The following is a 15,376-nucleotide window of genomic DNA, read 5'->3' as shown; positions in this document are numbered from 1 at the left end:
GCGATGGTGGCGCCTGACCCTTTAAAGAGTGCGTACTTTGCAACTCAAGCCCACACGGCGGCCGACCATCGCGCCTTACTATTCCTCCCGCAGATGGTGGCGCGCTCAGTTCACCGATCATGCGAAGGGACGTTCTGCTCGTTCGCGTCGCATTACTTGCCGCGAGTGCCGCTCCCCGACTTCAGACCGGATGAGGGGTATCGAGACCGCCGGTGCCGGACTCAAAGGTGCCGAACCGGCTCATTGTCGAGCGCTTCTAGAATTCGCGCAGGCTGCAGGATGAGGTCCATCACATCACGGACGTAAAAGGCCCAGTCGTCGGGCGCCGTGTCATCACTGAAGGCAGCGGCAGACTCGAAATGCCAGCGCAAGTTCACCGGTAACCGTTCGGCGAGTGATGTCGTGAGTTCACGCGCTCTGCTGGTCCGTTGAGAGGGCGCGCGGCGTCTTCCGAGCGGACGAGAGCCACTCGAAGCGGATGTTGTCACACTTGCGCTGTCGAGCTCGCGAATCGCTTCGACCATCCAGGGAGGCTCCTCCTTGGAGGCCAGTGGAATCGCAACGCGTTGAGTGGAGCCGATTGCGGTTCGGCCAAGCGCTAGCGAGATCGCACCGGGGTCCTCGTGGTAGTTGAGGTAGCGAGCGACGTCAACACCTGGTGGGCAGACCTCGTTGAGAACGACGTCGCCAACGAAGTTGCTCGGGTCGATGAGCCACCCTTCCCGCACGGAGATCGTGGGTACGAGTTGAACGCGGTAGAGGTAGAACTGGGTGCTATGGTCGCCCTGGTCATCGATTCGTCGCAGCATGTTGTGGATTGCTGCTTCGTAGGTTCCGACATGCAGCGCCTTTGCTCTCTGTCGTTCGGCCCAGCGGGCTACATGACCGTCTCCGCCCATCCTCTGCCGAGTCTCTTGGGTCAGCTCTCCGGCGGGATCGAAGTCGTGCGTGGGCCAATCCGGGTGAGTGCTGGTGTGATACCAGACAAGCTGTGCGACCTTCTCGTCTGTCAAGGAAAGATCTTCTCGGTCAACGGTGACCCGTGGCGCGGTTTCCGCTTCGCAGTTGACGCCGCATCCTGGACAACTCTCGAGGGCTTGGTCCCACCGGTCGATCCAGTCGAGGTCGGTCACCCACTGGTGGCTGCATTTCGCGCAGAGCATGTGGCGTTGGCGGGAAAAGTCAATCGGTCGTTCGATAGCCCCGGCTCCCGCAAGCACTAGGCAGCGTCCCCGTCGCCGGGCGGTACCGCAAGGAGGTCGTCGTGCCGCGCGTCGTCCACGCCGAAATTAAACCGATCACGGAGGACGGTCAGCACGGCGGTGGTGTTCGGGGTTTGTGTATTCAGATGCAGCCCGAAGGAGTGCAGCGTGAGCAAGGCAGTGAACTCCAGCGCGTCTAGGTGTACCCGGCCATGAGGTTGGTTGTGGTTTGGGTCTTGTGAAAGGGGAGAACCTCCGGGCTTAGTGGAGATATCTGACGTCTTCACGAACTCGGAGGTTCTCGTGTCCCACCGTAACGCCCGCCTGACCGTGCATGGCAGGTTGCTCATCGTTCAACGCGCCCGTTCGGGGTGGAAACAGGCGCATATCGCTGCGGCGATGGGGGTGTCTCGACGCTGCGTGAAGCGGTGGTTGGACCGCTACCGCGCCGAGGGCGAGGCCGGTCTCCACGACCGGTCCTCCCGCCCGCATCGCGTCGCCAATCGCACTCCCGACACCAAGGCGGCAGCTGTGATCGCGATCCGGAAGAAGGAACGCATAGGGCGTGACGAGGTCGCGGCCCGGACCGGGGTGCCGGCGCGGACGGTGTCACGCATCATCGCCAGGTCGGGGTGGCCTCCGCTTGCCGATCTGGACCCCATGACCGGCGAGCGGATCCGCGCGTCGAAGACCACAGCGGTCCGATACGAACGCGAACGTCCCGGCGAGCTGGTGCACATGGACGTGAAAAAGCTCGGCCGCATCCCGGACGGCGGCGGATGGCGAGCACGCGGCCGAGACTCAACACAGACCGAGAAGAACAAGCGCGCGGGCGCCGGTTACGACTACGTCCATTCCGTCGTCGATGACCACTCCCGCCTCGCCTACAGTGAGGTTCTCCCCGATGAGAAGGGGCCGACATGCGCCGCGTTCTTCGAACGCGCGATCGGCTACTTCGCCGCGCACGGCATCCGCAGGATCGAGCGGTTGATCACCGACAACGCCTGGGCATACCGGTACTCGCTACGCGATCTCTGCGCCACGCACGACATCCGGCAGAAGTTCATCAAACCGCACTGCCCCTGGCAGAACGGGAAAGTGGAGAGGTTCAACAGGACCCTGCAGACCGAGTGGGCCTACCGGCAACCATTCACCTCGAACGACGATCGCACCGCAGCCCTTGACCCCTGGCTCGAGCACTACAACACTGGACGACGCCACTCAGCCCTCGGAGGCAAACCCCCGATCAGCCGACTGCAACCAACGTCCTGACCGGGTACACCTAGGAGGCGAATCCGGACGTCGAGAAGAGGAGGGGGTAGCGTGGCTATTAGCAGCGGTGATGAGCTGGCCGACACGGTTGGTGAGTCGAGCGTTGAGAGCATCCAGGAATCCAAGTACCCCGACGTCGTGGCCTTGATTCCAGAAATGTCGGACGAGCTACACGCCGAGTTGTTCGAGTTGATTCCGGGACTCCTGCAGTTCTCGCTCGATGCAATGAAAGCGGCGGAGGAGACGCTCAAGACGACCCTCGCCGCGAACGCACAGGATCAGGCGGAGTTGAGCGCCTCGTTCAGCGAGTTGCAGGCCATCGCGAAAGGCCGTCTTGACCGCGATGGCATCAGCGAGGAACACGAACGTTTCCTCTTCGACTACCTCATGAAATTGCAGGACAAGCGGGTCGAGAGCAGTCGCGAAAACAAGCAGTTCATCGCGAACGAGGCTGCTGCTGCCCGTCGGGCGAGGATGTTTCAGTCGTCGCTGCCTGTGCTCGAGATGGCGATCATGGCCGGCGCACGGATCATGTTGACCCGCGGACGCTGATAGGCGATGAACATCTCGTCCGGGATCTTCCGGATAGCAAGGCCGTTCAGGTCTGCGCCCCCCGTTTATCTCGCTGGTCAGTGAGTTCCGACGTCCGCTGGACCTGCGATCTGTGCGCGGTGAGGTGTGTGCGGGAGTGCGCTGAGCCCTTCGGCGGGGAGTAAAGAGGAACTTCCCGCATTCCGCACGAACAGGAACAGCCCTCCCGCGGTTGGGTCAGAACCTTGCGGCGGGTTGAGCTCGCTGTGGAATTGCATGCCGGGCATCCAACTATGTGTCGGAGCCTGACTTCGATGGGATTGATCTGACCGAGCTCCCCGCAGACGTCGCTGAGAAAGCGAAGCAGTTCGCGAAGCAAACGTTTCAGGCGAATCTGGCGAAGTCGCTCACCGCGGTGGCGCGACCGATCAACTGGCGCACCCTCCCACCCACCGGCCTCGAGCACGAGCTTCTCGAGCTGAACGGATGGGTCGACTGGCTCCGCCACGCCTACGGCCTCCCCGCACAAGTTGTGCTGCCGATATGACATCGCCACTCCGAGCTCCTCTGGGAGCTGTCCGCCCTGCGTCAGCACTGGCTGTTCTGCTTCGATCCACAAGCGAAAGGCAATCAGGCCCTCGCCTGGCACCACGACTTCAGCGTCGCCCGCGAACGATTGCGGGACTGGGTCACGATCTCCGGCACACGCCTGGACCGCGACCGCCCCACCCGCATCACAGTGTGGCCCGGAGGCGAAGCCGAAGACGGGACAGAACCCGACACCACCGAGCGCCCCGTCGCGAAGCGCACGGACGATTTCCTCGCGTTCGTCGAGGAGCAGGTCAAGGCCCGGATTGTGGAGCAGGACGCGACGATCCGGGAGATCGTGAACATCGATTGGAGCGAGCAGTCATGACCGAATAGACCGGTGACGTCCTCGTTTCACCGTTGCGGGATAGCCGCGAAATTGCGGCGTCCTTGCGGGTGTCGGAATCGACGCTGTCGAGGTGGCGGGCCGAGATGAAAGGGCCCCCGTTCATCCGGATCGGTGGGGTGACCCGGTACCGCTTCGAACAGGTCGAGCACTGGCTCGCCTCCCTCGGCACCGATGAGCACGCCTGAACCGACCGGACCGCTGCCGGTGCCGCCGATCGGGGTGGAGGTTACCACCGATCGGCACGTTGATCAGAACACCCACCACCAGCCCAGCGTCCCGGCGAGCACGCCGCCGAGGAGGAGGCCGAGGATGACCCCGAAGCCGCTCATCGCACCGTAGAGCGAGAGGGCGTTGTCGCGGCCCTTGCGGTCGGCGAAGGTCGTGGCGATGAGCGCAAGCGCATTGAGCCGCCAACGCCGCCCCGAGCCCCTGCACAGCACGGGCGGCGATGAGCATCTCGAGGCTCTGACCGAGACCGCCTACGAGGGAGGCGACGACGAAGACGGCGAGCCCGACCTTAAGCGTGCGCTTTTGACCCCACAAGTCACCGATCCGCCCTCCCAGGAGGAGCAGCGCACCGAAGGTGAGGATGTATCCGTTGACCACCCAGCGCGGGATTCGATCAGCAGGCTGGCTCGGCGAGCCGGCAGCCATACCCTTGGGGGGTATGTTCTCGGATGCCTCTGCCTGAGACCGCACGGAGCCTACGCCGGTGAAACGGACCGGGACGGCGACGAACTACCCGTTGACCATTGCGGGGCCGGTCACGGCGAGCTGTAAGCTGCCCTCACTGGCCTCCATCATGCTTCCGAACAGCGCACCAACACCCCCGACACCGACGTCCTCCCCGGAGAACTGGTTCGCCCCCGGCTGGTGCCACACCACCTCCGGGCTCAGCTGGGCCATTGCGATAGGGACGTGGCCGCTCCCCAGGGCATCGAAGCAGGTGGCCGCGACATCGGCGGGGGTGTTCTGATATTCGGTCGGCAGGCAACGAGCCCAATGGCACCTCAATCAAGCAATCGCCGTGGAGCCGACACGACTCGCCCATTCTTGAATCGGCCACCTTTTCGCGACCACAGCGGTTGTCACCAAGACCGTCGAGGCGCTTCAACTGCGTATAGCGTCGAGACATGGACTATGGCAGCATCGGGAAACCTCGTGTCACCAGCGCGGACGTTGCGGCACTCGCAGGCGTGTCCCAGAGCACGGTCTCGTACGTGATGACAGGAAAGCGAACCATCTCGGACGACACCCGAGAGCGCGTGCTCGCCGCCATGAAGAAGCTCGGCTTTCAGCCGAACGCCGGTGCGCGCGCACTGGCCGGGCGTCGCAGCAACGTGATCGGACTGCTGATCCGACTGGACACGACCACCGACATGGAAGGCACCCTCCCGTTCATCGACACCATCACGCGCGTGGCCCGAGAGTTCGACTACGACGTGGTGCTGGTCACCGGCGAGGATGGGGCGGCAGAGATGGAACGTCTCGCCGGCCGCTCGGCGGTCGACGCGATGATACTCATGGACATTCGTGATGTGGATCCACGTCTCGATGCCGCATTGGACCTCGGCGTACCGGTGGTCCTCATCGGCGTCCCCCGCGAGACGACTCTGTTCGATGCCTTCGACTTCGACGTGACGGCCGCCGCAGAGCTGGCGGTCGAGGAGCTGGTACGAGATGGCACCGACCACATCACTCTTGTCGGAGAACCTCCAGCTGTCTCATCTGAAGGCTACGGGTTCATTCGCGGATTCGAAGAGTCCGCGCAGCGCGCGGCGGACTCTGCCGGCCTACCCCTGCACATCGTCCGGCCTCCCGTACCGGGAGTCGCCGGCTTTCACGCAGTCGCCGATCAGCTGCTTTCCGCGCCGGGCAGGGCAGGGATCATCGCGCGCGCTCCGCAGGTGGTGAGCTGGACGCTTCATCACCTGAGTTCCCTCGGAGTGACGCCTGGAGTCGACGTCGGGTTGGTTGGTCTATGCACGGACGAGGCCGCGACTGCGTTCACCGAGGCAGTGACCAATGTCTCCCCGGAGCCGCGAGCCGTATCGCGAGCGGCAGTCGAGCGATTGGTGCAGCGCCTGGCGGGCATCGAGCCGGCGCGCACCCCTCGGGCCACTCTCCTGCCTCCTCGGCTGACCAGACGCGCCACCACGCGCGGTCACGAATAAGCAACAAACGCTCGCTAGGCAAAGAAGCGATGTGTTACTGTCGATGCGCATCGAATCGATGCGCATCGACAGTCGAAGTTGACTCTGGAGGACCCGAAATGACTCAACGGCGAGCAGCATGGACCGCTGTCCCACTTGCCCTTTTCACCATTGGAGCACTCGCTCTGTCCGGTTGCAGCGGTAGTAACGCCGCCGCACCAGGCGACGACGCCGACAGCGTCCTGCTGGAGCGTCCCGCCGGCTCGACCAACGACAAGAAGGTCTACGACGACGTTCTCGCCGCCTGCGAGGAGACCACCGGCGTCACCATCGAAATGCAGGACGTCCCCTACGACGGATACCTGGCGAAGGTGCTCCAGCAGGTGTCCTCCAAGACGATGCCCGATGTTCTGATGCTGGACAACGGGGACCTCCCGCAGATCGCCTCATCCGGCGCTCTCGCCCCGCTGTCAGACTTCGACATCGCCGTCGACGGATACGCCGACGGCGTCATCGAGGCATCCAGTTACGAGGGCGATCTCTATGCCGTGCAGCCGGTCGCGAACACCATCGCCTTGTTCGTGAACACGGACATGCTCGCTGCGGCAGGTGTCGACGTCCCGACCACGTGGGACGAGCTGAAGACCGCGGCCGCGGCGCTCAGCGGGGATGGCAAGTACGGCATGGCGTTCTCCGCCACCGCCACCGAGGAGGGGACGTTCCAGTTCCTGCCGTTCTTCTGGTCCAACGGCGGCGACGAGACGGACATCGCCACCGAGGCCGGAGCGGAAGCGCTGCAGCTGTGGGTAGACCTCGTCGACAGCGGTTCGGCCTCTGAGTCGGTGCTCACCTGGACGCAGGCTGACGTCAACGATCAGTTCGTCGCCGGCAACACCGCGATGATGGTCAACGGCCCCTGGCAGTTCCCGTCGCTCGACGAATCCGGCGTCCCCTACGAGGTCGTCTCGATCCCCGCCCCGCAAGATGGCGACGAGATCATCTCTCCTTTGGGCGGAGAAGTCTGGACGATTCCGCAGACCGGCAATGAGGCCAAGATGACCGCAGCAGCCTCGGTCGTCGAGTGCCTCGGCAGCGACGAGAGCCAGATGGCGCTCGCCTCTGGTCGCGATCTGGTTCCCACCAACACTGACCTCGTGGATCAGTTCATCGCTGAGAACCCGAAGATGGCCGGTTTCGCCGAGCAGGTCCCCGGCCTGCGCGCGCGCACCGCCCAGCTCGGCGCGGATTACACCGCAGCCAGCGAAGGCATCTACACCGCCATCCAGACGGCCCTGACGGGTGGCGCAGACCCTTTGACCGCGCTGCAGCAGTCTGCACCGAACAAGTGACCTACCTGCAGGCAGGGGCCATGCGGCCCCTGCCTGCAGTATGCAGGGAGACCCCGTGACCTCGACAACCGCGTCCTCGACGCCCCCGCGCCGCAGACGAATGACACTACGCGCCGAACGATGGCTTCAGTTGGCTTTCGTCGTCCCGGCAGCGCTCTATCTCGTTCTGTTCTTCGGCTACCCCATCGTGCAGAACGGCGTGATGAGCTTTCAGGAGTTCACCACTCGCACGTTCTTCACCGGTGAAGCGCCGTGGGTGGGATGGTACAACTACGTCGAGGTGATCTCTTCCCCCGGCTTCGGCCGAGTCATGCTGAACACCGCGATCTTCACTGTCGTCTCCATCGTCGCTCAGTTCGTCATCGGCCTCGCACTCGCCGTCTTCTTCCGACGACGCTTTCCGCTCAGCGGTGTCGTGCGCTCGCTCCTCCTGCTTCCCTGGCTCATACCTCTCATCGTGTCGAGCGCGATCTGGCGCTGGATGCTCGATAAGGACTCAGGGGTCATCAACCAGGTGCTGTCCGGTCTCACGGGATCAGACGTGTCCATCGGATGGCTGACGGACGTGAACATCGCCCTGCCCGCGGTCATCCTCGTGAACGTCTGGCTGGGCATCCCGTTCAACATGACGATCCTTTACTCGGGTCTGCAGGACATCCCCGAGGAGCTGTATGAGGCAGCGGCGCTCGATGGCGCGACCGGATGGCGAGCTTTCTGGGCCATCACCTGGCCCATGCTGCGTCCGGTCACGGGAGTGGTCGTGCTCCTTGGTGTCGTCTACACGTTGAAGGCCCTCGACATCATCCTCGGTCTCACAGGCGGCGGCCCCGCCGGTTCGACAGAGACGCTGGCCACAGAGGCCTACCGTCTGTCGTTCGGCCAGTTCGACTTCGGTGCGGGTGCCGCTGTCGGCAACATCCTCATCGTCATCTCTCTCATCTTCGCGGTCCTGTATCTGCGAGCAAACAGGAAGGCGGTGGACGAATGAGCTCCGCCGGACTCATCGGTGCCAGCCGCGGTTGGCGCCGCCCCGTCGACGCAGTCGTCGGCATACTCATCCTCGCGGTGCTGCTCTTCCCCGTGTACTGGATGGTGAACGTCTCGCTACAGCCCGGAGGCCGCGCAGTCGGCACCCCGTGGTTTCCGCTCAACCCAGACATCGGCGGCTACGTTCAGGCACTCGAAGAACAAGGCGCGAACCTGATCACCAGCATCATCGTGTCGTTGGGCAGCGTCGTCTTCTCTCTCGCCGTCGCCGCGCCCGCGGCCTACGCACTCGCCAAGTTCCGCTCACGCTGGCTGACAGGCCTGCTGTTCGCGATCCTCGTCAGCCAGATGGTGCCAGGCATCGTGGTCGCCAATGCTCTTTACTCGATGTACAACCAGCTCGGACTGCTGAACTCCGTCGTCGGGCTCATCATCGCCGACTCGAGCGCCGGCATACCCTTCGGAATCCTCGTGATGCGCGCGTTCATGATGAACATCCCGCAATCCATCGTCGAAGCAGCGCGCGTCGACGGCGCGGGGATCATCCGCACGTTCTGGTCCATCGTGCTGCCGGTGAGCCGCAACGCGCTCATCACCGCAGCGATGTTCACCTTCCTCTTCACCTGGGGCGATTTCCTCTTCGCCCTCACACTCACCACGACCGCGGACGTTCGTCCCGTCACGCTCGGGCTGTACTCATACCTCGGGTCGTACGTCAACGATTGGAGCGCTGTCATGGCGACCGCCGTGCTCGCTTCCATCCCCGCTATCGCAATGCTCGTCGCCGCCCAGAAATTCATCGCTGCCGGCGCCACAGGAGGTGCCGTCAAATGACGCTCATGGCCGACCGTACAGTCGCAACCCGCCCGTTCACCCTCGGCGCCGGCAGTTTCACTCTCGACGAGAGCACAGGAGCTCCCGTCCAGTTCATCGATGCAGAGTCGCCAGACCGACGCTTCCTTCTCGAGTTGACCTCTTCGTGGCACTCGGACGAGCACCAGTGGGGCTCCGGATTCGTCATCACCGACAAGGGCGCCGTCCGATGGAACGCACCGTCAGACCTGGAATGGACACAGACCTCCAACCGCGCAATCCACACCGCGTCCCAAGACCTGCGCATCGTCGTCGAACGCGACTGGGAGAACGAGCAACTGCGCGAGCGCTACACATTCCGAAACATCTCTGAAAGCCCGATGTCTCTCCGCTCCGTGGGGATCCAGACCCCGTTCAACGATGTCTACGAAGGCGCGAGCGACGCACTGGCCCAAGCGGTTCACGCCCACGTGTGGACAGGCGGATCATGGGCCTGGGTTCTCGCTGAACCTATGAGCGGTCAAGGCCGCACTCTCGGGCTGATCGTGCGACGAGGTGCGCTATCCGCGTACTCGATAGAATCGCGGAACCCCAATACGCTGTCCAACGCACGCGGTCACATCGTCCTCCACCCCACCGACGCCGGGCGGAACCCCTCAGCATTCGGTGGACAGACACCGATCCTTCTCGCACCCAGCGAATCATGGACGATCGAATGGACGGTCGGCTGGTATGAACACACCGAGGCGTTCATCGAGGACACTGCCCCGCCCGCACTTCTCGACGATGTCGCCGTCCCGTGGACCGAGCCACTCTTGATCACGACCTCGCAACCCGTCGTCTTCGAATCGGGCGAGGTTGCCTTCACCGACGACGGTGTGGTCCTTCGTGCGGCGACGCCCGGCCTGCACACAGTGAGAATCGGTGACTCAGCCACAGAGCTGCTCTTCCATGCTCCGGTCTCCGAAGTCGTCAGCGACCGAGTGCGCTACATCCTCACCCATCAGACCGCTATCGAGCGGTCTGGCACGCTGTCCCACGCGTTCGTGCCTGTGAACACAGAAACGTTCCTCACACAGCTCACCAACGGGTGGAGTGACTGGACCGATGGGTCCGAACGCATCAGCATGGCGATCCTCATTCAGCAGGCCCGTCTGCGCGGACTGGTCGGAGACGACGCGGATGCTGCGTTGGACGGGTGGGCCGCATTCGCTCGACAGCATCTTCTCGATTCCACCGCTGCCCCGCGGCGGGGCTCTCAGGATCACCACACCGGTCCTCGTCTCTACGACGCACCATGGCTGGCGCTGTTCTTCGCGATGCGCGCTGAGCACCTTCGCTCCCAAGGGGCGCACGACAGGGCCGCCTCAGAACTCGATCTGGCAGCATGCATCCTCGAACGCGCCTACGAGCTCGGCGCCGAGCGGTTCCTCGCCATTCTGCAGAGCGACGCCGTCGAGCGCGTCGCGAACGATCTGGAGCAGACCGGAGACTCTCACCGCGCGGCCTCGTTGCGCGACCTTCTGGTGGTAAGTGCCCGTAGTTTTGTCGCCGCGGGCCGGGATCTGCCTGCCCATGAAGTCCACTACGAGCAATCCATCGTCGCCCCGCTCACGAGCCTCCTTGCCAGCGCCTATCGGCTCACAGGTGATGAGGTCTTCCTCCCGGCCCTCGAGGAGCGCATTGATTGGATGATGGCCTTCGGCGGCCCGCAGCCTCACGCGAGGCTTCGAGACATCAGCATTCGCCACTGGGACGGATACTGGTTCGGACAGCGCCGACAGTGGGGCGACATCTTCCCTCACTACTGGAGCACACTCACCGCAGTCGCCCTTCTTCGACTACCCGAGCACATGGTGACACCCGACCGCAGACGTCATGCAGACAACATCCTGGCAGCGAACATGGCGAACTTCGGCCGAGACGGGTGGGCGACATGCGCCTTCATCTTCCCGTCCACGGTCGACTCCGAGCCTGCTCACACGGCCGATCCTCTGGCCAACGACCAGGACTGGCACCTGGTCATGTGGCTCATGCTCGACGAGTGGGACCTCGCTCCCCTCCGCTGAACACCACCGACTCGAGAGGAAACCGTGTACTACGGCGCTGACTACTACCCGGAGCAATGGCCGGAGGAGGTGTGGGAAGAAGACGTCACACTCATGCGAGAAGCGGGCGTCAACCTCGTCAACGTCGGCATCTTCGCGTGGTCACGCATCCAGTCAGCCGAAGGCCACTACGACTGGGGGTGGCTCGACCGCATCCTCGATCTGCTTCACCGCAACGGCATCGGCGCGGGCCTTGCGACGGCGACCGCGTCGCCGCCCCCCTGGGCTACAGCTGCGTACCCGGAGATGCTCCCCCGCGATGCCGACGGCACCGTGTTCTCCCCCGGTGCACGCCAACACTTCTCCCCGACGTCTCCGGACTACCGGCGATTGGCCTCAGAGCTCGTCGAGGCCATCGCGACGCGCTACGCCACCCATCCCGCCGTCAAGCTCTGGCACGTCGACAACGAGTTGGGGTGCCACCTGCATTACGACTACTCGGATCACGCTGCGCGCGCGTTCCGAGAGTGGTTGCAAGAGCGCTTCGGCACCATCGACGCACTGAACCGAGCATGGGGGACGACGTTCTGGTCGCAGATCTACACGGACTTCGAGCAGATACTCCCCCCGCGCAAGGCCACGTACGGCGTGAACCCCGCGCACCTGCTCGATTTCAAGCGTTTCACCTCGGATGCTCTGCTCGGGCTGTTCACGATGCAGCGCGACATCATCCGCAGCGCTGGCGCGATGCAACCCGTGACCACGAACTTCATGGGCGCATTCCCCCCGGCCAATTATTGGAAGTGGGCGAAAGAGATGGACGTCATCGCTGATGACAACTATCCCGACCCGAATGTCCCGGAATCGTTCAGGGATTCCGCTTTCGCTCGCGACCTGATGCGCTCGCTCAAGCCCGGGGTGCCATGGATTCTGATGGAACAGAGCACGAACGCCGTCAACTGGCGTCCGACCAACGCACCGAAGAAGCCCGGCCAGATGGCGGCATTGTCGATGCAGGCAGTGGCGCACGGCGCCGATGGCATCATGTTCTTCCAATGGCGGCAATCGCAGCGAGGCGTCGAGAAGTTCCATTCGGCGATGGTTCCGCAGGTGGGAACGGACTCGCAGGTATGGCGCGATGTCGTGGCGCTCGGCGCCCAGCTCCGCGCCCTCCCCGAGACGGCTCCCGACAGCCATGCGCGGATCGCGCTCGTCTTCGACTGGGAGTCGTGGTGGGCTCTCGGTTCCGGCCATCACCCTGTCAGCATCCGATATGACGAGGTGGTGCAGCGATGGTACAACGCTCTGCATCGCCTGCATTACTCCATCGACTTCGTCCATCCGCACAGCGATCTCGGCGCGTACGCGCTGGTCATCGCGCCGACCGTGTACTTGCTCGACGATCTCGGCGCAGAGAACCTCGCCGCTTTCGCGCGCAGCGGTGGGACCCTTCTCGTCTCCGCGTTCTCGGACGTCGTCGACGAGGACGACGCGTTCATCGGCGGCGGGTTCCTGACTCGCCTCAGCAGCACGCTCGGCATCCGCCTGGAAGAGTTCGGCGCCCTGGTGCCACCACCCGCGGCGGTCTCTTCGAAGTCTGCCGGAGAGCCCGCCTCTGCCACTGGCTCCGAGGCCGTCGGCGAGCGTGAAGCTCCCTTCAACGGCCCCAGCGGAGGCGGCAAGGGCCAGTACCTCGCCGAGGTCATCCACCCCACCACAGCATCGGTGATCGGACGGTTCATAGCAGGAAGAAATGAGGGCAGAGCCGCGTTGACCGCCAACAAGGCAGGCCGGGGAAATGCCCTGTATATCGCTACTATCCCGGATGACGCAGGCATGACCGGACTGGTGCGCTATGCGGCAGGCATCGCAGGCATAGATCCGGAGATCTCTCACGGGTCTACGTGGCTCGAAGCCGCACGTCGAGGAGGCATGCTGACCGTCCTCAACCATGGGGACATCCCGCACACCTTCACTCACGCTGACCGCACGTTCACCGTGGATCCGTTCGCATGGGTACAAATCGAGGACGCAACGCTGGATCGGCGAGTCTCCCTACCGGCGTCGCCTGGACACAGCCAATCGTGACCACCGTCGCCGGGCCTTCAGTAGTGTCACGACGGCAACGGTGCATCGTTGCGCTAGGCGTACACGAGCCTGTCGGAGAGGCCCGCAGCACGGAACGCGTCGGTGAGGTCGTCCCGAGTTCCCAGGAAGTGTGCCCAGCCGTCGAAGGGCGCGGGGACCACGCGCGAGCACCCAAAGCGCATGCCAGCCACGTCGCTCGGTCATTGCCGAGGGTCACGAGCTGTGCGTCAAGTATGGGCTTGTGACGGACCCCGCCGAGGAACAGCATCGTCGTATCGATCGGAGCGCACCGTCGGGTATCTACTGGACATAGTCCATCGATGCTTTGTCACCGCTGATCTAAAAGCTAGGACGCCCCGGCGCGGTCAGCAGGAATCAGGCGCGGTGAGGGTGACGTCGCCCCGGGCGAGCGGGGACGCGCGTGTCTTAGTCATCGAGTAGCCGGGCATCACGAGGTATATGCCGGCCCGTCTGCTGACTACCGCCATCGCGCTGCGGTGAGCCTGTTCGATCCCGGGCTGCAACCGGAACGCACAGAACTCGCGTGGCGGCGCACGGCGCTGTCGGTCTCGGTCGGATCGCTCATCGCTCATCGCTCTCGTGCTGCGACCCCTCGTCTAGGACTGCGAAGGACGCGGTTGCGCGTCGACGACCGGTCTTCCCGCCACCCCCTCCGATGAGCAGAAGCGAGGCCGCTACAGCACCCCCGAAGGAGGGCTGTAGCGGCCTTTTCATCTCAGCGGTGAGGTCAACGGTGCGACTGGACCTCGACTTCGCGAATCGGAGCGGGCGAGTTCCGACTGCGGAGGGCACGAATCTGCCCGTTGATGATCACGCTGGCGATTCCGGTGATGTCACCACGGTTGAGGGCCTTGATCGGGTGATCCGCCGGGCCGCCCACGGGCTGCTGCACCAGCACCAGGTCGGCCGGACGTCCTTCTTCCAGCACGCCCTCCTCCCGGCGCAGAACGCGGGCGGCATTACTGGTGGCGTAGGCGATGACGTCAGTCGCAGGTACGCCACCAATCGACGACAGCTCGGCGATCGTCTTGATGATCGCCAGCGGCATCACGCCGGTGCCTGACGGGGTGTCGGAGCCGAGAATGACCCGGTCCAGCGCGCCATGTTCCGCCGCCATGCGCTGAATGTTCAGGCTTGCCGAGAGATTTCCGGCCTGCACGAGCTGCAGCGCAGCATCCGACTCCTTCACGAGTCGCTCGACGTCGGCCTCCGGAAGGCTGGTCGTTCCGCCGTTGATGTGACCGGCGATGTCCGGACGCATCGCGATCAGGTCGTCGACCGTGATCGGCGCGACACCGGGAACCGAGGATGCTCCACCCGAGTGCGACATCACCACGAACCCGGCCTCCTGGGCCCAGCGCACATGCGGAACGGCATCCTTCGGGACGTTGAATCCGCCGAATCCGACCTTCATCAGCCAGATTCCCTGACTTGCGAGCTCGGCGTAGTCCTCCTGCTCCATGTAGGGACCCGTCATCAGGGACCCGCCGTGGATGCGCACGCCACCGGGGCGGTTGTTGGTGAACGAGCGGTTCGCTGCGACGGCAACCGCTTTCACTCCATGGCGATCCATCGGCCGCCCGGGGAAGTGCACTTCGCCGGCAGACATCATCGACGTCACCCCACCGTGCATGTAGCTCTCGATGAAGCCGATCGTGTTCTGCTTCGGGTTGAAGTCGCCGATCGAGAAGTGAGTGTGCGTGTCGAACAGTCCCGGAAGTGCGACCGCGCCCTTCGCGTCGATCACGACGTCGGCATCCGCGTCAGCGGAACCACCGATCTCGACGATGCGGTCGCCCTTGATGAGCACCGTCTCGACTTCGCGCAGCGCTTCTCCCAATCGCCCTGTGACGACGCCACGCAGATTCTTGATGAGGAGCGTTCCCTCTGTCGGTCCGAAGAACTTCTCCGGGTAAGTCTCATCCCACGTCATCTGTATTCCACCTATCTGTGTCGGCGCCCGCGCTCTGTCGCA

The 15,376-nt window shown here is 64.0% G+C and carries 14 protein-coding genes and 2 pseudogenes; 12 read left to right on the top strand and 4 right to left on the bottom strand.

Features of this window, described 5'->3' with window-relative positions:
- Positions 1-221 precede the first annotated feature (221 nt).
- Complete coding sequence (locus tag ACIOTO_RS13485; protein ID WP_400858270.1) at positions 222-1,133, bottom strand: hypothetical protein; 912 nt, start codon at positions 1,131-1,133, stop codon at positions 222-224.
- 372 nt (positions 1,134-1,505) lie between these two features.
- Here ACIOTO_RS13485 and ACIOTO_RS13480 point away from each other — a divergent pair, with 372 nt between their 5' ends.
- From ACIOTO_RS13480 to ACIOTO_RS13460, 5 genes are all read left to right on the top strand, one after another.
- Entirely contained in the window at positions 1,506-2,474 is a 969-nt protein-coding gene (locus tag ACIOTO_RS13480; RefSeq protein ID WP_400858587.1) for an IS481 family transposase, read from the top strand.
- A 51-nt stretch (positions 2,475-2,525) separates the two neighbouring features.
- Complete coding sequence (locus ACIOTO_RS13475; protein ID WP_400858269.1) at positions 2,526-3,026, top strand: hypothetical protein; 501 nt, start codon at positions 2,526-2,528, stop codon at positions 3,024-3,026.
- A 274-nt stretch (positions 3,027-3,300) separates the two neighbouring features.
- Positions 3,301-3,552 (top strand): hypothetical protein, encoded by a 252-nt coding sequence (locus tag ACIOTO_RS13470; protein ID WP_400858268.1) that lies wholly within the window; start codon positions 3,301-3,303, stop codon positions 3,550-3,552.
- Between the two features lie 129 nt (positions 3,553-3,681).
- Complete coding sequence (locus tag ACIOTO_RS13465) at positions 3,682-3,921, top strand: hypothetical protein (protein ID WP_400858266.1); 240 nt, start codon at positions 3,682-3,684, stop codon at positions 3,919-3,921.
- A 32-nt stretch (positions 3,922-3,953) separates the two neighbouring features.
- Positions 3,954-4,127, top strand: a complete 174-nt coding sequence (locus ACIOTO_RS13460; RefSeq protein ID WP_400858265.1) for a helix-turn-helix transcriptional regulator — start codon at positions 3,954-3,956, stop codon at positions 4,125-4,127.
- A gap of 63 nt (positions 4,128-4,190) precedes the next feature.
- Here ACIOTO_RS13460 and ACIOTO_RS13455 read toward each other — a convergent pair whose 3' ends face one another.
- Positions 4,191-4,382, bottom strand: a complete 192-nt coding sequence (locus ACIOTO_RS13455; RefSeq protein WP_400858604.1) for a hypothetical protein — start codon at positions 4,380-4,382, stop codon at positions 4,191-4,193.
- Positions 4,383-4,392: 10 nt separating this feature from the next.
- Positions 4,393-4,596 (bottom strand): annotated as a pseudogene (locus tag ACIOTO_RS13450) (hypothetical protein); the annotation flags it as partial.
- Between the two features lie 479 nt (positions 4,597-5,075).
- On the opposite strand from ACIOTO_RS13450, the gene ACIOTO_RS13445 reads away from it, so the two are divergent.
- The 7 genes and pseudogenes from ACIOTO_RS13445 to ACIOTO_RS13415 form a co-directional block, all read left to right on the top strand.
- The gene (locus tag ACIOTO_RS13445; RefSeq protein ID WP_400858264.1) at positions 5,076-6,116 is read left to right on the top strand and encodes a LacI family DNA-binding transcriptional regulator; all 1,041 of its coding nucleotides are present in this window, start codon (positions 5,076-5,078) and stop codon (positions 6,114-6,116) included.
- A gap of 98 nt (positions 6,117-6,214) precedes the next feature.
- Positions 6,215-7,444: an extracellular solute-binding protein gene (locus tag ACIOTO_RS13440; protein ID WP_400858263.1), complete on the top strand. Its 1,230-nt coding sequence runs from the start codon at positions 6,215-6,217 to the stop codon at positions 7,442-7,444.
- Positions 7,428-8,432 (top strand): carbohydrate ABC transporter permease, encoded by a 1,005-nt coding sequence (locus tag ACIOTO_RS13435; RefSeq protein ID WP_400858586.1) that lies wholly within the window; start codon positions 7,428-7,430, stop codon positions 8,430-8,432. The genes ACIOTO_RS13440 and ACIOTO_RS13435 overlap by 17 nt, the downstream gene beginning before the upstream one ends.
- The gene (locus tag ACIOTO_RS13430; protein WP_400858262.1) at positions 8,429-9,265 is read left to right on the top strand and encodes a carbohydrate ABC transporter permease; all 837 of its coding nucleotides are present in this window, start codon (positions 8,429-8,431) and stop codon (positions 9,263-9,265) included. Before ACIOTO_RS13435 ends, ACIOTO_RS13430 begins: the two co-directional genes overlap by 4 nt.
- Positions 9,266-9,270: 5 nt before the next feature.
- Positions 9,271-11,313, top strand: coding sequence for a hypothetical protein (locus tag ACIOTO_RS13425; protein ID WP_400858261.1), 2,043 nt, complete (start codon positions 9,271-9,273; stop codon positions 11,311-11,313).
- 24 nt (positions 11,314-11,337) lie between these two features.
- Positions 11,338-13,380 carry a beta-galactosidase gene (locus ACIOTO_RS13420; protein WP_400858260.1) on the top strand — a complete coding sequence of 681 codons (2,043 nt, stop codon included), beginning with the start codon at positions 11,338-11,340 and terminating at the stop codon, positions 13,378-13,380.
- Positions 13,381-13,877: 497 nt separating this feature from the next.
- Positions 13,878-13,976, top strand: a pseudogene (locus tag ACIOTO_RS13415) (DUF202 domain-containing protein); the annotation flags it as partial.
- A gap of 152 nt (positions 13,977-14,128) precedes the next feature.
- Here the strand turns inward: ACIOTO_RS13415 and ACIOTO_RS13410 are convergent.
- A complete protein-coding gene (locus tag ACIOTO_RS13410) occupies positions 14,129-15,334 on the bottom strand; it encodes an amidohydrolase family protein (RefSeq protein ID WP_400858259.1) in 1,206 nt (401 codons plus the stop codon).
- Positions 15,335-15,376: the final 42 nt, after the last annotated feature.

It is taken from the genome of Microbacterium sp. NPDC087592 (assembly GCF_044743585.1).
GTDB lineage: Bacteria > Actinomycetota > Actinomycetes > Actinomycetales > Microbacteriaceae > Microbacterium.
Note: the sequence above shows the minus strand (reverse complement) of the source record. Positions and strands in the feature narration are given on the sequence as shown.